23 protein-coding genes are annotated in these 21,654 nt (G+C 45.0%); 16 read left to right on the top strand and 7 right to left on the bottom strand.

Going from position 1 to position 21,654, the window contains the following annotated elements; translation table 11 throughout:
• The first annotated feature begins 27 nt into the window (after nucleotides 1-27).
• The 3 genes from GLV98_RS05135 (at nucleotide 28) to GLV98_RS05125 (ending at nucleotide 1,591) form a co-directional block, all read left to right on the top strand.
• Nucleotides 28-885, top strand: a complete 858-nt coding sequence (locus tag GLV98_RS05135) for a polysaccharide deacetylase family protein (protein WP_160912681.1) — start codon at nucleotides 28-30, stop codon at nucleotides 883-885.
• 192 nt (nucleotides 886-1,077) lie between these two features.
• Nucleotides 1,078-1,191: a GapA-binding peptide SR1P gene (locus GLV98_RS05130; RefSeq protein ID WP_089652758.1), complete on the top strand. Its 114-nt coding sequence runs from the start codon at nucleotides 1,078-1,080 to the stop codon at nucleotides 1,189-1,191.
• A gap of 52 nt (nucleotides 1,192-1,243) precedes the next feature.
• Complete coding sequence (locus tag GLV98_RS05125) at nucleotides 1,244-1,591, top strand: hypothetical protein (protein WP_160912679.1); 348 nt, start codon at nucleotides 1,244-1,246, stop codon at nucleotides 1,589-1,591.
• Here the strand turns inward: GLV98_RS05125 and GLV98_RS05120 are convergent.
• The gene (locus tag GLV98_RS05120) at nucleotides 1,584-3,053 is read right to left on the bottom strand and encodes an aminotransferase class I/II-fold pyridoxal phosphate-dependent enzyme (protein ID WP_160912676.1); all 1,470 of its coding nucleotides are present in this window, start codon (nucleotides 3,051-3,053) and stop codon (nucleotides 1,584-1,586) included. The two genes, GLV98_RS05125 and GLV98_RS05120, sit on opposite strands and share 8 nt — an antisense overlap.
• A 124-nt stretch (nucleotides 3,054-3,177) precedes the next feature.
• On the opposite strand from GLV98_RS05120, the gene GLV98_RS05115 reads away from it, so the two are divergent.
• Nucleotides 3,178-4,137, top strand: a complete 960-nt coding sequence (locus GLV98_RS05115) for a nitronate monooxygenase (protein WP_160912674.1) — start codon at nucleotides 3,178-3,180, stop codon at nucleotides 4,135-4,137.
• A 12-nt stretch (nucleotides 4,138-4,149) separates the two neighbouring features.
• Complete coding sequence (locus tag GLV98_RS05110; protein WP_160912672.1) at nucleotides 4,150-4,422, top strand: UPF0223 family protein; 273 nt, start codon at nucleotides 4,150-4,152, stop codon at nucleotides 4,420-4,422.
• A gap of 36 nt (nucleotides 4,423-4,458) precedes the next feature.
• Here the strand turns inward: GLV98_RS05110 and GLV98_RS05105 are convergent, their stop codons facing one another.
• On the bottom strand, nucleotides 4,459-5,097 hold the full coding sequence (locus GLV98_RS05105) for a YktB family protein (protein WP_160912670.1): 639 nt from the start codon (nucleotides 5,095-5,097) through the stop codon (nucleotides 4,459-4,461).
• A gap of 178 nt (nucleotides 5,098-5,275) precedes the next feature.
• Here GLV98_RS05105 and GLV98_RS05100 point away from each other — a divergent pair, with 178 nt between their 5' ends.
• Both GLV98_RS05100 and GLV98_RS05095 read left to right on the top strand, forming a co-directional pair.
• The gene (locus tag GLV98_RS05100; RefSeq protein ID WP_089652764.1) at nucleotides 5,276-5,464 is read left to right on the top strand and encodes a hypothetical protein; all 189 of its coding nucleotides are present in this window, start codon (nucleotides 5,276-5,278) and stop codon (nucleotides 5,462-5,464) included.
• Between the two features lie 847 nt (nucleotides 5,465-6,311).
• Nucleotides 6,312-7,121 (top strand): inositol monophosphatase family protein, encoded by an 810-nt coding sequence (locus GLV98_RS05095; protein WP_160912668.1) that lies wholly within the window; start codon nucleotides 6,312-6,314, stop codon nucleotides 7,119-7,121.
• 38 nt (nucleotides 7,122-7,159) lie between these two features.
• Here the strand turns inward: GLV98_RS05095 and GLV98_RS05090 are convergent, their stop codons facing one another.
• A complete protein-coding gene (locus GLV98_RS05090) occupies nucleotides 7,160-7,339 on the bottom strand; it encodes a hypothetical protein (protein ID WP_160912666.1) in 180 nt (59 codons plus the stop codon).
• Nucleotides 7,340-7,470: 131 nt separating this feature from the next.
• Here GLV98_RS05090 and GLV98_RS05085 point away from each other — a divergent pair, with 131 nt between their 5' ends.
• The gene (locus GLV98_RS05085) at nucleotides 7,471-7,851 is read left to right on the top strand and encodes a YlaH-like family protein (RefSeq protein WP_160912664.1); all 381 of its coding nucleotides are present in this window, start codon (nucleotides 7,471-7,473) and stop codon (nucleotides 7,849-7,851) included.
• Nucleotides 7,852-8,525: 674 nt separating this feature from the next.
• Here the strand turns inward: GLV98_RS05085 and GLV98_RS05080 are convergent.
• Nucleotides 8,526-8,729, bottom strand: a complete 204-nt coding sequence (locus GLV98_RS05080; RefSeq protein ID WP_160912662.1) for a YlaI family protein — start codon at nucleotides 8,727-8,729, stop codon at nucleotides 8,526-8,528.
• 138 nt (nucleotides 8,730-8,867) lie between these two features.
• Here GLV98_RS05080 and GLV98_RS05075 point away from each other — a divergent pair, with 138 nt between their 5' ends.
• Nucleotides 8,868-9,152: a hypothetical protein gene (locus GLV98_RS05075; RefSeq protein WP_160912660.1), complete on the top strand. Its 285-nt coding sequence runs from the start codon at nucleotides 8,868-8,870 to the stop codon at nucleotides 9,150-9,152.
• 33 nt (nucleotides 9,153-9,185) lie between these two features.
• On the opposite strand, the gene GLV98_RS05070 is transcribed toward GLV98_RS05075, so the two are convergent.
• Together GLV98_RS05070 and GLV98_RS05065 are read right to left on the bottom strand one after the other, a co-directional pair.
• Complete coding sequence (locus GLV98_RS05070; protein WP_337193721.1) at nucleotides 9,186-9,773, bottom strand: YhcN/YlaJ family sporulation lipoprotein; 588 nt, start codon at nucleotides 9,771-9,773, stop codon at nucleotides 9,186-9,188.
• A gap of 74 nt (nucleotides 9,774-9,847) precedes the next feature.
• The gene (locus tag GLV98_RS05065; RefSeq protein WP_160912656.1) at nucleotides 9,848-10,342 is read right to left on the bottom strand and encodes a hypothetical protein; all 495 of its coding nucleotides are present in this window, start codon (nucleotides 10,340-10,342) and stop codon (nucleotides 9,848-9,850) included.
• Nucleotides 10,343-10,432: 90 nt separating this feature from the next.
• On the opposite strand from GLV98_RS05065, the gene glsA reads away from it, so the two are divergent.
• The 3 genes from glsA to pyc all read left to right on the top strand — a co-directional run bounded on the left by glsA (nucleotide 10,433) and on the right by pyc (nucleotide 15,379).
• Nucleotides 10,433-11,362, top strand: a complete 930-nt coding sequence (glsA, locus tag GLV98_RS05060; protein WP_160912654.1) for a glutaminase A — start codon at nucleotides 10,433-10,435, stop codon at nucleotides 11,360-11,362.
• An 81-nt stretch (nucleotides 11,363-11,443) separates the two neighbouring features.
• The gene (locus tag GLV98_RS05055; protein WP_075036512.1) at nucleotides 11,444-11,725 is read left to right on the top strand and encodes a YlaN family protein; all 282 of its coding nucleotides are present in this window, start codon (nucleotides 11,444-11,446) and stop codon (nucleotides 11,723-11,725) included.
• 210 nt (nucleotides 11,726-11,935) lie between these two features.
• Entirely contained in the window at nucleotides 11,936-15,379 is a 3,444-nt protein-coding gene (gene pyc / locus GLV98_RS05050; RefSeq protein WP_160912651.1) for a pyruvate carboxylase, read from the top strand.
• Nucleotides 15,380-15,708: 329 nt separating this feature from the next.
• On the opposite strand, the gene GLV98_RS05045 is transcribed toward pyc, so the two are convergent.
• Nucleotides 15,709-16,629 carry a COX15/CtaA family protein gene (locus GLV98_RS05045; RefSeq protein WP_160912649.1) on the bottom strand — a complete coding sequence of 307 codons (921 nt, stop codon included), beginning with the start codon at nucleotides 16,627-16,629 and terminating at the stop codon, nucleotides 15,709-15,711.
• Between the two features lie 414 nt (nucleotides 16,630-17,043).
• Here GLV98_RS05045 and cyoE point away from each other — a divergent pair, with 414 nt between their 5' ends.
• From cyoE to GLV98_RS05025, 4 genes are all read left to right on the top strand, one after another.
• Nucleotides 17,044-17,979 carry a heme o synthase gene (cyoE, locus tag GLV98_RS05040; protein ID WP_089652775.1) on the top strand — a complete coding sequence of 312 codons (936 nt, stop codon included), beginning with the start codon at nucleotides 17,044-17,046 and terminating at the stop codon, nucleotides 17,977-17,979.
• A gap of 75 nt (nucleotides 17,980-18,054) precedes the next feature.
• Complete coding sequence (gene coxB, locus GLV98_RS05035; protein ID WP_160912647.1) at nucleotides 18,055-19,119, top strand: cytochrome c oxidase subunit II; 1,065 nt, start codon at nucleotides 18,055-18,057, stop codon at nucleotides 19,117-19,119.
• Between the two features lie 38 nt (nucleotides 19,120-19,157).
• Nucleotides 19,158-21,029: a cytochrome c oxidase subunit I gene (gene ctaD, locus GLV98_RS05030; RefSeq protein ID WP_160912644.1), complete on the top strand. Its 1,872-nt coding sequence runs from the start codon at nucleotides 19,158-19,160 to the stop codon at nucleotides 21,027-21,029.
• Nucleotides 21,029-21,652 carry a cytochrome (ubi)quinol oxidase subunit III gene (locus GLV98_RS05025; protein WP_089652778.1) on the top strand — a complete coding sequence of 208 codons (624 nt, stop codon included), beginning with the start codon at nucleotides 21,029-21,031 and terminating at the stop codon, nucleotides 21,650-21,652. The genes ctaD and GLV98_RS05025 overlap by 1 nt, the downstream gene beginning before the upstream one ends.
• The last annotated feature ends 2 nt before the right edge of the window (nucleotides 21,653-21,654 follow it).

The following is a 21,654-nucleotide window of genomic DNA, read 5'->3' as shown; positions in this document are numbered from 1 at the left end:
AAATACATAACAGTGGAGGGAACACCTATGAAAAAATGGACAAGTTTGTGGATCGTACTTATTTTCCTGCTTTCTGCCTGCTCTGGAGCGAACAGTGAGGAAGTTCAGAATCAAGAAGAAGCGGGTGCTGACAAGGAGACTGCAGAAGAGGTGGTCGAGGAAGAGGAGAAGGAAAAAGAAAAAGAAGCAGAAGAAGAAGAAGACGTAGAGGAAGAAGAACCCTCTGAAAAAGATGCAGAAGTGATGAAGAATGTAGAACCACAATACGAAATAACAGGGAACTGGTCATTCAAGCCGATTACAGACGCGAATCCGAAAGTCGCTCTCCTTACGATTGATGATGCACCAGATACCCACGCAGTGGAAATGGCTAAGACTTTGAAAGAGAAAGATGCGCCGGCAATCTTTTTCGTAAATGGCCATTTCATTGATACACCAGAGGAAAAAGAAAAATTGAAAGAGATTCACGAAATGGGTTTTCCTATTGGGAACCATACAGAAACCCACGCAAGCTTACCTGACCTCAGTGAAGAAGAACAAAGAAAAGAAATTGTCGGGCTGAATGATAAAATTGAAGAAATCATAGGCGAACGTCCAATCTTTTTCAGAGCTCCATTTGGGCAGAATACCGATTTTTCTAAACAGTTGGCAGAAGAAGAAGGAATGCTCGTCATGAACTGGACGTATGGGTACGATTGGGAAGGTGAATACCAGGATGCTCAAGCCCTTGCTGACATAATGGTCAATACACCACTGCTAAACAACGGCGCTAACTTGCTTATGCATGACAGGGAATGGACAAACGATGCATTAGGTCCAATCGCGGATGGTCTGAGAGATAAAGGCTATGAGCTTCTAGATCCCGCACTCATCCAAACCCCATAATGAAAAGATCACTCGTCCGAGTGATCTTTTTTTGGGCTTAAATATGAATCTTGATCATATACTAGTAGGTAAAGAAATTATTAGTATGACACATTTTATAAAAAGTTATACTTTTGGGCTTGATTTTTCGATTGTGCCATATTAGAATGAAATTACGTTGAAAACGATTACAAATATGGGGAGTGGATGTGAATGGGTACAATCGTATGTCAAGACTGTCAGAAGGTAATTGAGCACTACGAAAATGAGAAGGTTTCTACTCTTTACAGCACCTGTCCTACCTGCAACAAACCAGAAGATAAATAATAAGTATGTTCTATTAAATGGGGGCATCCTTTCTGTGAAGGAAGCATACAAGATGAAGATCCAGGTCATTGACCTGGATCTTTTGTATTTTCGCGTAAGGATTTCCGACTTGAGGAAATCCTTACGCGCGCAAGAGGAGAGAAACGCGCGCAAGAGGAGAGAAACGCGCGCAAGAGGAGAGAAACGCGCGCAAGAGGAGAGAAACGCGCGCAAGAGGAGAGAAACGCGCGCAAGAGGAGAGAAACGCGCGCAAGAGGAGAGAAACGCGCGCAAGAGGAGAGAAACGCGCGCAAGAGGAGAGAAACGCGCGCAAGAGGAGAGAAACGCGCGCAAGAGGAGAGAAACGCTCCGGAGAGTGAAAACAAAAAAAGAAGCCCAGGGCGGGCTTCTTTTTATTTGAAAGCACGTTGTTCACGAATGACTTGAATCGTTTCAAGAGTATCATCTTCAGGCCCTTGTACAGGGAGACCGGCTTCGACATTTTCGTGAATGTAGTCAATGTTTTCTTGTGTGATAATTTCACCCGGTATAAAAATGGGGATTCCCGGGGGATAAACCATCACAAATTCAGCACTGATCCTTCCGACAGCTTCCTTTAGCAAAATCGTTTCCGTCGAAGAGTAGAAGGCCTCTCTTGGAGAAAGAGCAAGCACAGGAATGTCGGGAACTTTCACCCGAATGTTTTCTGTCTCTTCTTCGTCAGAGTGCTCTTTAGAAAGTTTCTCTAAAGCAGTTACGAGCTTGTCGATATCTTCTTCCCGATCACCAGGGGTCACGATGCATAAAATGTTATACAGATCGGAAAGTTCCACTTCGATGTTGGCTTTTTCTCTAAGCCAAACTTCGACGTCATAACCGGATAACCCGAGCTTTTTCACGGAGATGATTAATTTGGTCGGATCGAAGTCGACGGTTGCATCGCTTGTCAATATTTCGCTCCCTGGACAGTAAATGCCCGGAATCTCATTCAATCTTCTTCTGGCATGATCCGCAAGTCGAAGCGTTTCTTCCATCAACTCCCGTCCGTGAATGGCGAGGTGTCTCCGTGCGGCATCGAGACTTGCGAGTAAAAGGTACGAAGTCGAAGTCGTGTGAAGCATGGATAATATCGACTGTACTCTTTCATGGGATACGAGCCCTTCTCGTAAATTTAACACAGAACTTTGCGTTAAGGACCCACCCAGCTTATGCACACTCGTGGCTGCCATATCTGCACCTGCCTGCATGGCGGACAAAGGAAGACGCTCATGAAAGTGAATATGGACGCCGTGCGCTTCATCCACAAGAACGGGGATATCGTAGCTGTGTGCGATAGTAACGATCTTTTTCAAATCGGCCGACACTCCGAAATAAGTCGGGTTGATGACGAGCAGACCTTTCGCATCTGGGTGCGCTTCACAAGCCTTTTGAACAGCTTCTGAGGTGATACCGTGAGAGATTCCGAACCGATCATCAAGTTCGGGATGGATGAAGACAGGTTTCGCTCCTGAAAAAATGATCGCTGTCGTTACGGATTTATGGACATTTCTCGGCACAATAATCTTATCGCCGGGATGACAGACGCTCATGATCATGGTCATAATCGCACCAGAAGTTCCCTGTACAGAGAAAAAGGTATAGTCCGCACCGAAGGCCTCAGCGGCTAGATCTTGCGCCTGTTTAATCATGCCTTGCGGGTGGTGCAGGTCATCCAGTGGTTCAATGTTTATCAGGTCTATGGAAAGGGCTTGATCTCCGATGAACGACCGGAATTCTTCATCCATTCCTTTTCCGCCTTTGTGTCCTGGGATATGAAATTGGACCGGCTTTCGATCTCTATGTTTTTTTAACCCTGAAAACAGGGGAGTTTTGTGTTGGTTCATATGTGTTTCCACCTCTTTAATTTAGAAAAGCACATGAATTATAGCAGGTTCCACGTTCGCTTGCTAGTCTTTTGTGTATCCTTTTTCCAATCATGCTAAAATGAAACAAAGGGGAGGGATTCATGTGGAATGGAAAACTCGTGTCACAGAAGCATTAGGCATTACATACCCGATCATCCAGGGAGGGCTTGCTCACCTCGCTTATTCTGAATTGGCTCAAGCGGTATCAAACGCTGGGGGACTCGGTCAGTTGACCGCGATGAGTATGGAAGGTCCGGATCAACTGAGGAAAGAAATTGCTACCGTTAGAGAAAAAACAAATCGCCCGTTTGGAGTGAATTTCGCGATTGGTCAGCATGGACGTCCATTTGAAGAGATGGTTCAAGTGGCTGTGGAGGAAGAGGTGCCGGTCATCTCTGTGACAGGTGGAAATCCTGCCCCAGTCCTTGAGCTTGTCCAAGGTACTGGAATTAAAACCCTTGTGCTTGTAGCGGCAAGAAGGCAGGCTGTCAAAGCGGAGGAACTGGGTGCTGACGCAGTTATGGTCGTCGGTCATGAAGGCGGTGGACACCTTGGCCGTGATGATGTCGGTACATTCGTTTTGACGCCCCAAGTCGTAGACGCCGTTGATATACCTGTCATCGCATCAGGGGGAGTAGGAGATGGTAGAGGATTGATGGCTGCACTAGCTTTAGGAGCGGAAGGAGTGGAAATGGGAACGCGTTTTATCGCAACCAAAGAGTGTGTGCACGCGCATCCCGCTTATCTTGAAGCTTTAATACAAGCAGACGAAACATCCACTACCGTCATCAAACGGAGTTTGAAAGCACCAGCTCGCGCCTTGAAAAATGAATGGACAGCGCGTATTTTGGAATTGGAAGATGAACAAGCAGGGTACGAAGGCTTGAAATCTTACATCAACGGCGAAGCGAATAAAACGTTCATTTATGATGGAAAACAAGCTTACGGATTCGGTTGGGCTGGTCAAGTGGCCTCACGGATCCATGACGTTCCATCGGTTGATGAATTGTTCAAGCGCATCGTCTCTGAGGCGGAAGAAATCCGGAGCCGGTGGAGCAAGTAAGGAGGAAGAATTATGAGTTATACCTATCCAATTGATGAAATTTATTGGTCAAAAGAAGAAATTATCGATGTCGTCAATTTTTACAGCATGGTCGAACAAGCTTATGAAAAAGGCGTCGACCGTGATGAGTTGATGTTGGCATACACCCGGTTCAAACAGATCGTCCCGTCTAAAAGTGAAGAAAAAACACTGTGCGGACAATTTGAGAAAGAATCCGGCTATTCTTGCTACAGAGCTGTTAAACACGCTAAAACTCTGAGTACAGGTAGCAAAGTGAAGATGTAAACGAGAAAAGGCGCCTCCCATAGGGGCGCCTTTTATTTACTGATCCAGTTGCTTTGTGTACCGGTATAAAGGTTCCAATGTTTGGAACGTTTCTTTGCAGAGCTCAAGAAAAGCATCAGGATCTTTCAAACGCGCATCTCCACGTTCTATGTTCCTGCCACATAAGATCTCTGCTTTTTTAACCGTCTTCAGACGCTCAGTCATACTCAGAAACTTGTCCTCATTCACATCAGACTGCGGAATGCTGTCAGGCTTCATATGATCGATCGACCATACAAAGTCCTCCGGGATATGACCCAGAACTTCATCTTTGTTCTGCTCCAGTTTATAGGCAAAGTCCTGTTTAATGGGACTTTCGTAGATCACTGCAAACCAAATGAAGACATGAGTCTCCCACAATCCGATTTGGAAGTGGGGAAGCTTTTTGTATCCGCGTTTATTTGAAGCGAGAGCCGCCCAAGTATCATTCGGCGGGTTCGTTTTCCGACGCGCATGTTTCGCAACGTGTACAAACATCTCGTCCCCAGTCATCGCAGTGACATCTGCCGCAAGTTCCGTCGCTATAGCCTCAAGCTTAGGAGAAATGCGATCTCTCAAAGCCTCCATTCTATTTTCTAATCCTGGAATGGAAAAAACGTCAAAGTCCTCTTGGGTAAATCCACTAAATGTCGTCATTCGATCAACTCCTTCAATTCTCGCCCTTATTTTACCACAACCGACCGAGCTTACTAAGTGATGTGTTCGGTTGGTTTGAATCCTGTAAAAATGGGTTACATATAAGTAATCTAATTGAAACTTCTGTCGCAAAAGTCACATATATATATAGTAAGGATTTGAGAGGGAGGGATTAGCAGTGAAACATGTCATGGAAGCATTGCGTAAAAGAGAAGCTGAAGAGAAGCTCCCGGTAATCCGTATGGAGATTGATTACGAACTGGTGACCTTGCACGATGCGATGATCGCCGGAGATGTCGAACAAATGAAAAAAACAAAGAGAAGACTCTCTGAACTTCGTAAGCAATTGATTGAATGGTCCATATAAGAGCGAGCAACACTATAGTTGCTCGTCTTTTTTATTGCCTTTAAATCCAAACGGCTTATTGAAGAACATGGCAGGATTGTGGAAGACTCAGTTTCGAGACTTTTGTTGAGTTGGTGGGGCTGCGGGGAATGACTCGCTTTCCGCGGGAGCGCGGTGAGCCTCCTCAGGCTAACGCCTTGCGGGGTCTCACCATGCACTCTGTTCCTTTTCGATATCCGGTTCCGGCGCCTAGCGGCTAGTGAGACTTCCCTCGCTTCTGTACGATAAGTCAACATCGAATCACTCCGTTCTTCGTGTTTCCTTTATCTCCGCCAGCTCAGTCCAGTCCAGACGCCGCTAATCAAGGCGCCTGCACACTTAAGTTAGGAGTCTCGCCATTCCCCTCCGCCCCTTTGCCATGGAAGATTCTCGAAACCACTTCCGCAATAACCAGTAGTAGGATTGAAGAAGCGGATCGAATAAACCGCCCCAGAGTAAGTAAAGGCTTGATACAGAGCGCTTTATATTTCTAACAGTGGGATAGTGGAAGACAATCCAACTTGGTGCAGGGGTTCGTTTCTCACATTCAACGAATGGGGTGGTTGGGAAGCTGCGAGACTCCCGTGGGAGAAGGAGATGGGCGAGATCCCGCAGGACGCAGTCCGAGGAAGCTCGGCGCTCCCCCACAGGAAAGCGAGTGGCTTCCCAGCCACCCCTAACGCTCAACCAGGCAACGAACCCCGGAAACACCTTGAAACTGAGTCTTCCACAATCGGGAGCTTTAGTTGGACAAGGGGGCGGAATTGGTGCAATGTTTGGATGGATTTGGTACGATAAAGATTGATACTTATAAAAGGGGTACGATGTTATGGATCAACAGAAAAAGAACGAGATTTTTGAAAATGCAAAAGCTTGGGTCTTGGAAGCTGGTGAACGAATCAAAACCAACATTGATTCGCCACGATCCATTGAAACAAAATCCAACCCAAACGACCTGGTCACAGAAATGGATCAGGAAACAGAACAATTTTTCGCGGGAAAAATCAATGATACGTATCCGGATCATTATTTATTAGGAGAAGAGGGATTCGGTGATGAAATAGAAGACCTCGGAGGGACCGTCTGGATTGTAGATCCGATTGATGGAACGATGAACTTTGTCCATCAAAAGAGAAATTTCGCCATATCTGTCGGAGTATATTATGAGGGAGTTGGTGAAATCGGTTTAATTTACAATGTGATGGACGGTACGTTGTACACAGCCAAACGAGGGGAAGGCGCTTATAAGAACGAGGAAAAGTTACCACACCTGGATGAAGAGCGTCCGTTGAACCAGTCGATCCTTGCGCTTAATACGTCCTGGTTAATTCCTGAAAATCCACACGTGGATCATAAAGGTATGGAAGATTTAGTGAAAAAAATACGCAGTACGAGATCTTATGGTTCTGCCGCTTTGGAATTTGCTTTTGTAGCCGAAGGGCTGCTGGATGGTTATTTAACGATGACGTTGATGCCATGGGATTACGCTGCCGGAAGCATTATCGTTCGTGAAGTGGGTGGAATCGTTACCCGTGCGGACCGGGAAGAGTTGGACTTGTTGAACAAAACGACAGTTCTCGCAAGCCGGTCAAACATTCATGAAGAAATATCTAAGGATTACGTCCGATTGAAGAAATAAAAGAAAGCGACCTCGAAGGAGGTCGCTTTCTGCTGGAATCAAGACGTTTGCTGTTGTTTTCTTTTTCTTCTCAACCCTACACTCATAAGAGCAAATCCTGAAAAGAAAAGGACGGCTGCAAGCCAGAAAATTTCTTGGCCGATAGCAAATCCTACAGCGATAAACGATAAAATGACGAGACTGGCTAATAGTGCTGTGTTCATATGAAAGTTTTTCAAAAAGGCTCACCTCTATTCCAGTCTATTATATAGGATATGTCTAAATAATGAAAATGGTTTCACGGGTAGCATCCGGCAAGGCTTTCTAGTATGATAGATAACAGAATAGGGTACCCATGAGGAGGAACATCATGAACGATATGTCCACACTACCTGTGCCGACGGACCTATGGCCTGTGGCCGATTTCTTTTTTCGCGGATTCGGTAGTGAAGTGAACTTAAACGATGAAAGCGAAGTGTCCATGCTCTTTCGTTCTTTCATGCTTCTATACTTAACGACTGTTATTCTTGCTATCATTACTTTTAAGCTTGGATTCGCTAGAAAATTACCTTTGATGAAGACAATTGTGGTTTATTCGGTTCTCATTATAGGGACATTTATCTTAACCTTAATCCTTGGATTGAATTTGCCTCTTCCTGAAAGTTTAGTGGTGGCTGCTTTAATTCTTGGTATTTATCGGATCAGACTCCACAGAGAACGCGGAGCCCGTCAGCAAAACGAATCATCCTGACCCATAAGCCCCTTTCACATGAGGAAAGGGGCTTTTGCTATAACTGAAAGTGTCTAGTTATTAAAGAATATGGCAGTATTTTTGAAGACTCAGTATCGAGGTGTTTCGGGGTTCGTTGCCTGGTCGAGCGTTAGGGATGGTTGGGAAGCCACTCGCTTTCCTGTGGGGGAGTGGTGAGCTTCCTCGGACTGCGTCCTGCGGGATCTCACCTATCTCCTTTCTCCCACGGGAGTCTCGCAGCTTCCCAACCATCCCATTCGTCGTATGGAGGTAACGAACCCTTACACTGGGGGAGAATGTCTCCAACTATCCTGGTTTTATTAGCATAAAGCTCTCTATAACAAGCTTTTCACGTGCATAATAGCGTACTTAGGAGGTCATTCCTCTCCAATTACCATGTGTATAAAAGGAGCTTCTTCTAGAAGTGGTTTCGAGAAAATTATATGGCAGAGGGGCGGAGGGGAATGGCGAGACTCCTGCGGGAAAAAAGTGCATGGTGAGACCCCACAGGACGCAGTCCGAGGAGGCTCACCGCGCTCCCGCGGAAAGCGAGTTATTCCCCGCAGCCCCCATCCACTCAACAAAAGTCTCGAAACTGAGTCTTTCACAATCGGGAGCTTATCTTTAACTGTGCAATATAAAAAGAGAGAGGCAGAACCTCTCTCTTTTAGTAACTAGCTTAAATGCTTTTCTTTCTTGCGCTCTCTATTGAATTGGAAATTCCCTGTAGCTAAACGTCTCTTGGTGTTTTCTTCTATACGATCGTGGCAGGATTGACACATGTACGTGTGAATCCGGCGATTCCGAAGTCGTTTTGCTTGTAGACAGTAGCTGTCAATTTTCTCAATTTCATCGCAAATGACGCATTGTACACGCATCTTTTTCACCTCTATTTTTCCATTCGATTACATATAGTTTAACATAATAAGTTTTTTATAAATAGATGAGATTTCTACGTTTGACTTCTCATGTGATTGGGAAATGTAATTACAGAAGTAGAGGAAAGGATGATTTGTTTGAGAAAACGTTGGATTTTTACAGCTATCGGTGCCACTCTTGGAGGAACGCTTGCTTATTTCTTGAAAGATGAGGACAAGCGTCAGCAAGTCAAAGACAAAGCAAAATCAATCCAGAGCAACCTAGGAAAATCAGAGGACATGCCGATTGAAGAAGCTGGGAAACCTGAAACAGCCTCTCTGGATAATTCAGACATGGTGGCAGAAGGATCTCAATTCGGTGTCCAATACTATAATGAGTTGACCGAAAAAGAAAGAGAAATCCTTGAGAAAAGCAACAGCTAAATCCCGCGAGGATTTAGCTGTTTTTCTGTTCGTTTAGTTTTGCTTGGATTGTTCTTTCTCAATCTGTTCGAGCTGTTCTTGTTCTTTCTCAGGTACAGAATCCTGATTGGAGTTGGACTGTGGTTTTTCTTCCACCGAACCACTCGGCATATAGCGCCCGACAATTTGGCTCAGTTCATCGGTGACCGCTTCCACAGGGTGACCTTCAGCCATTTTTTGACCAAGGCCTCTAATACGTTCCACACCATCTGCGTCTGCAATGACAGCGGCTTGTTTTCCGTAAGGATCATGCTTTAAAGCTTCGGCTACAGAATATTTGATGACGCCTACGCGGGAGCGATCGAGGTCTTTGTCCACATCAATTCCTACAACTACATAGTTGCCAAGGACGAGGGCCGTTGCATCGTGTACATCTGGAACTTGGACGGCAAGCTTAGCCAGGTGTCTCGCTGCTTGCTGGCTCGTCATGTTTTTCTTTTCCACCGGATCTGAATCCGTGACATACTGCAACTCAGGATCGTTTTGTCGCTCTTGAAGCAGTGACTCTTCACCACCGTTTTGCTGACACGCAACTAGGCCCAAAAGGGCTGCTAACCAAATTAATTTTTTCAAAGGAATCACCACTTTTTTATTTATAGCCTGTGTCAGCTTGCAGATAATATACAAAAAGGACAGCTTAAAAGCTGCCCCATCATTTACTGCAATACGATTTTTTTAATTCCTTTGATTGGCTCAGAACGGTTGGATCCGTCTTTGAAATAAAGGTGAACGGGGCCATGCTCTTGCAAAGGCTTTCCATTTTCAGCGAAAAGTAAAAGGGAGTCGGATAAAACATCGGCATCGATTATTTCTTCGCCTTCATCCGTGACCAGTGCCGCTTTTCTTACATCGTCTGCTGGTTCGCTGGTATGTAGAAAAGGCTTCAACGGAATGAGAAATGTACCTTTTAAAATTCTTTGTTTTTCATAACGGTTGATGCTTTTGTTGACTGGCGGATTGATTTTTTGTTGATAGACTTCTCTGTCAAAACGAGTAGACTGGCGCTTCAACTCGTCTTCTTGCGTTGGTGCTGTTGGGTTTTCTTCACCTTCGAATACTTCTGAGAACGTCTTTTTTCGATCATCGAAAATCCAGACGGTCGGGTCGAGTGTAATTGGGAATTTAACATTTCCTGCTATTTGAACAATCATGGCTGTGGCCACCTTTCGATTAATAAAAAGTCATCCATCCAAAATCATAGCAAAAAATGAATTCGATTTCATTAAAGGAGGCATGATCCATTGATTAAAGATATTACAGAAAACGTCCTGGAAGATTGGTTAGACAATGTACGCCCTTATGCATATGACGGACAGGTGGCCAACTATATCCCGGCTTTATCACGCAGCAACCCGGAAGATCTCGCGGTCGCCATCCACTATATAGATGGAAATGCAGTGGAGGCTGGTGAAACGGAAGTAAGGTTTACACTTCAAAGCATATCGAAAGTCATCTCACTCGCTTTGGCGCTTATGGATAACGGGGAAAGTTATGTGTTCGACCGTGTAGGTATGGAACCGACAGGGGATCCGTTCCACTCGATTTACCGTCTGGAACAAATCCCCTCGAAACCGCTCAATCCGATGATCAATGCCGGCGCGCTTGCAGTGACCAATATGATCCACGGAGATACGCCTGATGAAAAAGTAGGGCGCTTGCTGAGCTTTATTCATGACTTGACCGATGATCATTCCATCGGCTACAACGAGGAAGTGGCTACCTCAGAATTTGAATCTGCCTTTCTGAACCGGTCCCTGCTTTTTTACATGAAGCAGCATCAGATTGTCACCGGCAGTGTGGAAGAAACGCTTGATGCCTATACGAAGCAATGTGCGATTGAGGTGAATGTTTGCCAACTTGCGCGCATTGGAGCACTCCTTGCGAATGGTGGGAAGGACATCCACTCTGGGCGCAGAATCATACCGAAACATCTTGCGAGAATATGTAAAACATTTATGGTCACATGCGGCATGTATGATGCTTCAGGGTCCTTTGCTATTAAGGTTGGTATACCAGCAAAAAGTGGTGTATCGGGATCTGTTCTCGCCTCGTTGAACGAGTTTGGAGGAATCGCGGTTTACGGGCCGAGTCTTGATGAGAAGGGAAACAGCGTAGTTGGTTTGAAACTGTTAGAAATCCTATCCACCCGTTACGATTTGTCGATCTTCTAATTGTTCATTCCTATCTTGCATTTTATTGTGTTAAACGATAAGATAAAAAGAAGAAAGACTTGTACATTGGAGGGGATTTTGATGTTGTCTGATGTGGCTGTGGATCATCGAGAAAAAGCCTATGCCCTTCTAAAAGCTGACGCTGATAAAATATTAAGGTTGATAAAAGTACAGATGGACAACTTGACCATGCCTCAGTGTCCACTCTACGAAGAAGTTTTAGATACACAAATGTTTGGATTATCCCGCGAAATTCATTTTGCGGTTCGCTTGAATTTAATCAGCGACGAAGAAGGTAAAGCACTTTTGGATAACCTTGAAAAACAGTTGAACGTTTTGCATGAGGCTGCACAGAAGTCATAACATAAGAACTCAAATTGCGACAGCTTGTTGTAATTTGAGTTTTTTTATTTTTACTTTTTACATATAGGAAGAGGTTTTAATGAATGCTGCTCGTCAGGTATTCTTACAACTAAAATTGTCAGATTTAAAGGAATTTTCGGTACTTGAGTAGAAAACTATGTATCAGAACGTTCAAATTTCCTAAAACATAGACAAACAGGGAGTGGAATCATGGCAAATACGAAGAAAATCAATAAAGTATTAGTCGCTAACCGTGGCGAGATCGCTATTCGAGTTTTTCGTGCATGTACAGAATTAAATATTCGTACCGTCGCCATTTATTCGCAGGAAGATACGGGGTCCTACCACCGTTATAAGGCTGACGAGGCTTACTTGATTGGTGAGGGGAAAAAGCCGATCGATGCGTATTTGGATATTGAAGGGATTATTGAAATCGCTAAGACTGTGGAGGTTGATGCCATCCACCCTGGATATGGGTTCTTATCTGAAAACATCGAGTTCGCAAGAAGGTGTGAAGAAGAGGGGCTTACTTTTATCGGGCCGACCAGTGAACACTTGAATATGTTCGGGGATAAAGTGAAAGCGAGAGATCAAGCCGTCCAAGCGGAGATTCCCGTTATTCCAGGGAGTGACGGTCCTGTCAGTGGACTGGATGAGATTCGGCAGTTCGGTGAAGAGCATGGCTATCCATTGATGATCAAAGCAGCGATGGGCGGCGGTGGCCGAGGGATGCGTGTCGTCAGAAGTGCTACAACCCTGGAAGACTCTTATGATCGCGCCCGTTCGGAAGCAAGAGCTGCTTTCGGCAGTGATGAAGTTTATGTCGAGAAGCTGATTGAACAACCGAAGCACATCGAAGTTCAAATCATCGGAGACCGGGACGGAAACATTGTTCATTTATATGAAAGGGACTGCTCTGTACAGCGTAGGCACCAAAAAGTTGTGGAGATCGCTCCAAGTGTCAGCTTGAAAGATGAAGTGAGAGAGGCCATTTGCGATGCTGCCGTCAAACTTATGGATAACGTGAAGTATATCAACGCGGGAACGGTAGAATTCTTAGTGACCGGTGATGAATTTTACTTTATCGAAGTGAACCCTCGTGTACAGGTGGAGCATACGATCACAGAAATGATTACCGGTGTGGATATTGTCCAGACACAAATTCTTGTCGCTGAAGGTTATGGATTACATAGCGACCGCATTTCCATTCCGAAACAAGAGGACATTGCCACACATGGATATGCGATCCAATCCCGTGTGACGACGGAGGATCCTTTGAACAATTTCATGCCTGATACAGGAAAAATCATGGCGTACCGCTCTGGTGGCGGTTTCGGCGTAAGGCTTGACGCCGGGAATGGATTCCAGGGTGCGGTTATCTCTCCATACTATGATTCTTTACTTGTTAAACTCTCTACGTGGGCACTCAGCTTTGACCAAGCGGCTCATAAGATGGTCAGAAATTTGAAAGAATTCCGTATTCGCGGAATTAAAACGAACATTCCTTTCTTAGAGAATGTGGTTCAGCATAAACAGTTCCTATCCGGAGAATACGATACGACGTTCATCGACCGTTCTCCTGAGCTCTTTGTTTTTCCAAAACGAAAAGACCGAGGGACGAAGATGTTGGCTTATATTGCGGACCGAACCATCAATGGATTCGAAGGGTACGGCAATCGCAAGAAACCGAGCTATTCAAAACCGAGAATCCCCATCATCAAGCATTCGGAACCGTTTCCGGGCGGAACGAAACAAATCCTTAATGAAAGAGGTCCAGAAGGTCTCGCTTCGTGGTTGAAAGAGCGTAATGAAGTGCTGCTCACCGATACGACGTTCAGGGATGCCCACCAGTCGCTACTGGCTACCCGGGTACGAACGAAGGATCTCGAAAATATAGCAGAACCTACCGCCCGCCTTTTACCTGATCTGTTTTCATTAGAAATGTGGGGTGGAGCGACGTTCGATGTCTCTTACCGTTTCTTGAATGAAGACCCATGGGAGCGACTGTTGAAGTTGAGGGCGAAAGCACCGAATGTCCTTTTCCAAATGCTCTTAAGGGCTTCCAATGCGGTCGGATATAAAAACTATCCCGACAATCTTATTCGTGAATTTGTAGATAAAAGTGCGTCGGCAGGTATTGATGTCTTCCGTATTTTCGACAGCCTGAACTGGGTAGAGGGCATGAAACTCGCCATCGACTCTGTGCGGGAGAGTGGAAAAGTAGCCGAAGCGGCCATGTGTTATACAGGGGACATTCTTGATAGCAGCCGGCCGAAATATGACCTCGCTTACTATAAAAAGCTGGCGCTTGAACTTCAGGAAGCAGGAGCTCATATCCTTGGAATTAAAGATATGGCTGGGGTGCTGAAACCAGAAGCCGCTTATCAGTTGATCAGCTCATTGAAGGAAACCGTCGACATCCCGATCCATCTGCATACCCATGATACGAGTGGAAATGGGTTGTTCACCTATGCGAAAGCCATTGAAGCAGGCGTGGATGTCGTGGATGTGGCGACCGGTTCGATGGCGGGCTTAACCTCTCAGCCAAGTGCAAACAGCCTCTACTACGCCCTTGAAGGTAGTGAGCGTAAGCCGAATCTAGACATCTCCTCTTACGAAGAGCTTGGACATTTTTGGGAAGATACAAGAAAATACTATCAGGATTTTGAGAGCGGTATGATGGCTCCGCATACAGAAGTGTATGAACACGAAATGCCTGGAGGACAATACAGCAACCTGCAGCAACAAGCAAAAGCGGTCGGTTTGGGACACCGCTGGGATGAAGTCAAGTCCATGTACCGCCGGGTGAATGATATGTTCGGCGACATTGTCAAAGTAACACCGTCTTCCAAGATCGTCGGTGATATGGCTCTATACATGGTCCAAAATGATCTGAATGAAGACGACATCTATGAAAAGGGCGATTCCCTTGATTTCCCTGACAGTGTCGTGGAATTCTTCCAAGGTTATCTCGGACAACCATACGGAGGTTTTCCAGCAGAGCTTCAACGAATTATATTGAAAGGGCGCGAGCCAATTACGGTGAGACCAGGGGAGCTCTTGGAACCGGTCGACTTCAACAACTTGAAAGAGACACTGTTCCATTCCCTCGATCGCCAGGTAACCAGCTTTGATATGATTAGTTACGCTCTTTATCCAAAAGTGTTCATGGATCATCATAAATTCAAGGAGCAGTACGGGGATATGTCTGTTCTCGACACTCCGACATTCTTCTATGGAATGAGACTGGGTGAAGAAATTGAAGTCGATATTGAACAAGGGAAAACCTTGATCGTGAAGCTTGTCTCCGTCGGTGAGCCACAGATCGATGGGACCCGTACCGTGTACTTCGAGTTAAATGGACAACCGCGTGAAGTCGTCGTAAAGGATGAGAACGTGAAAGCGGCCGTTCAGCAGCGTCCGAAAGCAGACAAAGCGAACAGCAAACACATCGGAGCAACGATGCCGGGGACCGTGATAAAAGTATTGTCTAATAAAGGTGAGGAAGTGAAGAAAGGCGATCACCTGATGATTACAGAAGCGATGAAAATGGAGACGACCGTCCAAGCTCCTTTTGATGGTGTCATAAAGGCCATCTATGTAGAAAACAACGAAGCCATCCACGTAGGCGATTTACTGATCGAATTTGAATAACTTTAAAAGAGAGGAAGCTCATTTGAGCCTTCCTCTCTTTTTTGATTTGTTAAACAATAGGAATATTGAAGACTCAGTTTCGAGATGTTTATTAAGTGGGTGAGGTGGGGGGAAAGACTCGTTTCCGCGGGAGCGTGGTGAGCCAGAGGCTCTGCAGAGCTTTAGTTCGAGGAGGCTCTATGTCATCCCAACCACTACTGACGCCCAACACGGCAACGAAGCCTGTAAACATCTCAAAACTGAGTCTTCCCCAGTCGGGATCTTATATGAAAGATAAAAAGAAAGGTAAAAAGATCTCAGAGGCATGAGCTCTGAGATCTTTGTTTGCTTTACTTCACCGAACGTTCATATTTTGCGCTTCTTGAAGAAAGTAATAGGAAGTATGATAAAAGACCGACATATAGAGAAATAATCAACGCATGCAGGAGGGCAAGACCCAAATGAACATATGTCATAATAACGAAAGCACCGACGAGAACCTGAGCTACCATAAAGCTCGCAGCAAGCATCCAGCCTTTTCTCATGATCGGGCTGTTCTTGTAATCTTTCAGTGCTTTCACCATGAGATATCCTGTCCATATTAAAACTCCGGCCGCAGCAACACGATGCCCCATTTGAATCCATTGAGCTGTCCCATAGGATGAAAAGTCGAAGGGGGAGGAGTTTGTACACATCGGCCAGTCTAAACAGGCCATTGATGAATAGGTATGACGGACAAGGGCGCCTGTATAAACCACCATTAATGTATAGGTCGTTAAAGCGTAAATGTGTATCCTAAACGGTTTTTGAATAAAAAGAGATCGGGCATCAAATTTTCGGTCGATTTCAAATATAATCAGCATCAATAAAAGCACAGCAGCAAAGGACACAAGGGAAATGCCGAAGTGGATAGCCAGTACAAAATCAGACTGTCCCCATTTTACGGCAGCGGCACCGATCAACCCTTGGGCGAGCAAGAAAAAGAAAGCGAGAAAAGAGAGGAATTTTACTTCTCTTATATGACCGACTTTCACCCAAGCCAGTATAGAAAGGGCTAGCACAAGTAAACCTACACCTCCAGAAACGAGGCGGTGGCTCAATTCAATGATTAAGGCGAGATCGATCTCTGATGGGATCCATTCTCCATGGCATAACGGCCAGCTGTTTCCACAACCCATACCAGAGTCCGTTTTTGTGACAAGGGCCCCTCCTAATAAAACAAGCAGCATTCCTAATGCGGCAAGCACAGATAACCCCTTTAATAATCGCATGGCGTGAAGCCACCTCCATTCCGGTCAAAAGAACACGGAGGATATCATATCATTTTACCTCTGTAAAATCACTAAAGTCTTGAAAAAAACTTGCAATGCTTGACAGGGTTTGCTAGAAATAAGAGGGTGTGCTTTATGTAGGCGTTCTTGCTTTTTCTAGTGGAAACCGTCCAGCAGCGTTAAAATCGCTGAGAATGGTAGATACTAAGAGTGAGTGGCGTTTCACAAAGTTGTCACAAATAAATAAAATTGTTGAGTTTAAATAGATAGAACAACAATTACATGATACAATTATTTTGATGTTTCTTGTCATCCTTTTTGATGCAAGAATGGAAATAGCCCTCGTTGAATCAGTCGTTGAATAATGATTCACCTGGTTCGTTTAGAGGGTGGTAGAAGGAGGAAGATAATACGATGGACAATCCAAGAACAGTCGAATCTGCTTCTACAGAAATGATCCAAACAAAAACCAATGACCATTCTTTGTTAGCTGATATAAAGAGCTTGATCAAAGTCGGTATCATTAACTCTAATTTGATTACTACATTTGCAGGATTTTGGCTGGCTCTCCATTATACTGGTACACTATTTTTTGATCAGTGGGTCACTTTCCTGCTGACGATGCTCGGAACCGCTTTCGTAATTGCCGGCGGTTGTATTCTTAACAATTGGTATGACAGAGACATTGACCCGATTATGTCACGGACGAACAACCGTCCGACGGTGACAGGAACGATGTCTTTATCATTTATAAAAACATTGGGGATCAGCGTATCCATTCTCGGATTTGTCACATTGCTCCTCACGACATGGCAAGCAGCCTTGTGGGGCGCATTTGGTTGGTTCGTCTACGTCGTCCTTTATACGATGTGGTCGAAGAGAAGGTACACGATCAATACAGTCGTTGGAAGCTTCTCAGGAGCTGTCCCTCCTTTAATCGGATGGGCTGCTGTTGATCCAGGATTGCAATTGGAAGCTTTGATTCTGTTTCTCATTATGTTCATTTGGCAAACCCCTCACTTCCTGGCTTTAGCCATGAAGAAGAAGGATGAATACAAAGCAGCTGGAATCCCGATGCTCCCCGTTGTTCACGGGTTCGAGATGACAAAACGTCAAATCGTCGTTTATGTTGCTTGTTTGCTCCCATTACCGATTTATTTGGCTTCTCTTGGTACAGTCTTTCTAATTACGGCTTATGTGCTCTCAATCGGCTGGTTGGCTCTAGGGATCGCAGGCTTTTTTATGAAAGACGACTACAAGTGGGCGACATGGATGTTCATTTTTTCCTTGAACTACCTGACGATCATGTTCTTTATGATGGTCATCGTCACATTGCCATTCCCATTTTAAAGAACTGACCTCCTTGTATGAGGAGGTCAGTTTCTAAATAAAAAATGCATTACAAGAGAAAGAGAGGTATGACGCATGAGAGGTTGGATGGGAAAATTCCGTTCATTATTCTTATTTGGTGCTCTGACCATGTTCCTTACCGGATGTGGTGTTGATAACATCAGTGCACTAAAACCAAAAGGGTATGGCTCGGAATTATTATTTGATCTTATGTTGATCAGTATTGCGATAATGATTTTCGTTTTCGTAATCGTTATGGCCATTTATGCTTTCGTTCTTCTCCGTTATCGTGAGAAGAAAGGGCAGGAACACATCGTTCCGAAACAAACAGAAGGGAACAAGGCTTTGGAAGTGATTTGGACAGTCATTCCAATTATTTTACTACTTGTGCTGGCAATCCCTACTGTGCAAGCGACTTTCGACCTCGCTGATCAATCGACGCAAGGAGATGAAGGCGTTTTAACGGTCGATGTTACAGGTAACCAATATTGGTGGCAATTTGACTATGCAGATCAAGAGATCTCTACAAGTCAAGAAATCTACATCCCTACAAATGAAAGGGTATACTTAAACATGAAAGCCAGTGACGTGATTCACTCCTTCTGGGTACCGGCGATTGCGGGTAAGATGGATACGATTCCTGGTGAAAACATGAACACAATGTACTTAGAAGCTTATGAAGAAGGGGTTTACGAAGGCTTTTGTGCTGAACTTTGCGGACCTTCTCACTCCTTGATGTACTTCAAAGTAATCGCTGTCAGCCCTGATGAGTTTGATCAATGGGTCGAAGACATGCAGAACATCGATCCTGAAGCAACACCAGAAACAACAACTGCTCAGGAAGGTCAAGAATTGTTCAACAACAACTGCATGAGTTGTCACGCTATTGGTGGCGCGTCAGCTGGTGTAGGGCCGAACTTAGGCAACTTTGCAAACCGGGAGAAAATTGCAGGAATCCTGCAGCCATCCAAAGATAATCTTGTAGATTGGATTGTCCATCCGGATGAAGTCAAGCCAGGGAACCAAATGCCTGCAGAGCTTGTTTCGGAAGAAGATGCAGCGAAAATTGCTGATTATCTTCTAGAGTTGGATCACTCGGACGTCGGAAACGATCTTGAGATGCAAAGCGTCGAAGAGTAAGCATTTATCAGAAAGAGGTTGAAAAGGGAGGTTAAAGCGTGAGTACTGCAGTAGCACAAAAACGTGGGCTCGGCGCTGTGATTTGGGATTACCTGACAACAGTAGACCACAAGAAGATCGCGCATCTTTATTTGGTCTCTGGGGGGCTGTTTTTCCTAATCGGTGGGCTCGAAGCCATGATAATTCGTATCCAGCTGATGAAACCAGACAATGATTTCATCTCTGCTGGACTTTACAATGAAATGATCACGATGCACGGTACAACGATGATTTTCTTAGCGGCCATGCCGCTCATCTTTGCCATTATGAACGCCGTTGTCCCCTTACAGATCGGGGCAAGGGACGTTGCCTTTCCATTCTTGAACTCCTTAGGTTTCTGGTTGTTCTTGTTTGGAGGACTTTTACTGAACGTATCCTGGTTCACAGGTGGTGCGCCGGATGCCGGCTGGACCAACTATGCACCATTATCGACGACTTCACCCGGACACGGGGTAGACTATTATGTCATGGGTCTGCAAATATCCGGTGCCGGAACGTTAATTGGTGGAATTAACTTCCTTGTAACGATTGTAAACATGAGAGCACCTGGTATGACGTATATGCGTATGCCATTGTTCACGTGGTCTGTATTCGTCACAAGTACGTTGATTCTATTCGCTTTCCCTGCTTTGACAGTAGGACTATTCCTTATGATGTTCGACCGTATGTTCGGATCTGCCTTCTTTGATGTAGGTCTCGGTGGTAATGCCATCATTTGGGAACATTTATTCTGGATCTTCGGTCACCCGGAAGTGTACATATTGATTCTTCCGTTGTTCGGAGCTTTCAGTGATATCTTTTCAACATTTTCTAAGAAACGTCTTTTCGGTTATTCCGCGATGGTATTCGCAACTGTATTGATCGGTTTCTTAGGTTTCATGGTATGGGCCCACCACATGTTCACGGTCGGTATGGGACCAATTGCTAACTCCATTTTCGCTGTTGCTACAATGGCGATCGCCGTACCTACAGGAATCAAGATCTTCAACTGGCTGTTTACAATGTGGGGCGGACAAATTCGAATGACAGCTGCGATGCTATGGTCCATCGCGTTCATTCCATCCTTTACAATTGGTGGAATGACAGGGGTTATGCTAGCCGCAGCAGCAGCTGACTTCCAGTATCATGATACGTATTTCGTTGTCGGACACTTCCACTACGTTATCGTTGGTGGGGTAGCGTTTGGTTTATTCGCTTCTCTACACTACTGGTGGCCGAAGATGTTCGGTAAAGTTCTGAATGAGAAACTAGGTAAATTGGCTTTCTGGCCGTTCTTTATCGGTTTCCACTTGACTTTCTTTATTCAGCACTTCCTAGGTCTTATGGGAATGCCACGTCGTTACTGGGTTTTCCTTGAAGGACAGGGACTTGCAACAGGTAACTTGATCAGTACAATCGGTGCCTTCTTTATGGCGATTGGTACGATTATTTTCTTAATCAACGTTGTTTACACATCCGTCAAAGAGAAGAAAGCGGATGCAGACCCTTGGGAGCATGGTCGTACACTGGAGTGGTCGATTCCATCTCCACCGCCACACTACAACTTTGTGCAAACACCACTTGTACGTGGGCTTGACCCACTATGGGTAGAGAAAATGGATGGAAAAGAAGGAATGACACCTGCAGAACCACTGGGTGACATTCACATGCCGAATGCTTCCATTCTGCCATTTACTATCTCACTCGGTACATTCATCGCAGGCTTCGGATTCATTTACCAAGTCGATGATCCAATGTGGCTGATTGCTGTCTTTGCTGGTATGGGACTTACACTCGGATCTATGCTGACACGTTCAGTGAAGGATGATTTGGGTCACCATATTCATAAAGAAGAGCTGGAAGAAGATATTAAGAAGGGGGTTGGCAAATAATGAGTTCTGAAGACGTACTCAATCCAAAACGAATGCCGCATGACCCGGAAAAAGCCACCCTTGAAGGTAGAAATAAATTTCTTGGTTTCTGGTTTTTCCTTGGTGGAGAGACCGTATTGTTCGCAAGTCTATTCGGTACGTACCTTGCGTTAAATGGTTCCACGCAAGGGGAGAACACACCTGAGCATCTGTTCGGTTTGGAGCTCGTTTTCATTATGACGATGCTTCTTCTGACAAGCTCATTGACAAGTGTTTATGCGATGTACCACATGAAAAACCATGACTTCAGAAAAATGCAGATGTGGTTGGGAGTAACTGTTTTATTAGGACTCTGTTTCCTGGGCATGGAGGTTTATGAGTTTTATCACTACATCCATGAATACGGATTTACGTTCCGTTCCTCCGCATTTGGATCAGCTTTCTACACGCTTGTCGGTTTCCACGGGGGACACGTTCTTTTCGGATTAAGCTGGATTGTAGCGCTTATGATCCGTAACCAGAAGCGCGGTTTGAACCTTTACAACGCGCCGAAGTTTTATATCGCAAGCCTTTATTGGCACTTCATCGACGTTGTATGGGTATTCATCTTTACAGTTGTGTATCTTATGGGAAAGGTGGGTTAATC

The sequence above is a fragment of the Halobacillus litoralis genome, from assembly GCF_009856415.1.
Lineage (GTDB): Bacteria > Bacillota > Bacilli > Bacillales > Halobacillaceae > Halobacillus > Halobacillus litoralis_C.
Note: the sequence above shows the minus strand (reverse complement) of the source record. Positions and strands in the feature narration are given on the sequence as shown.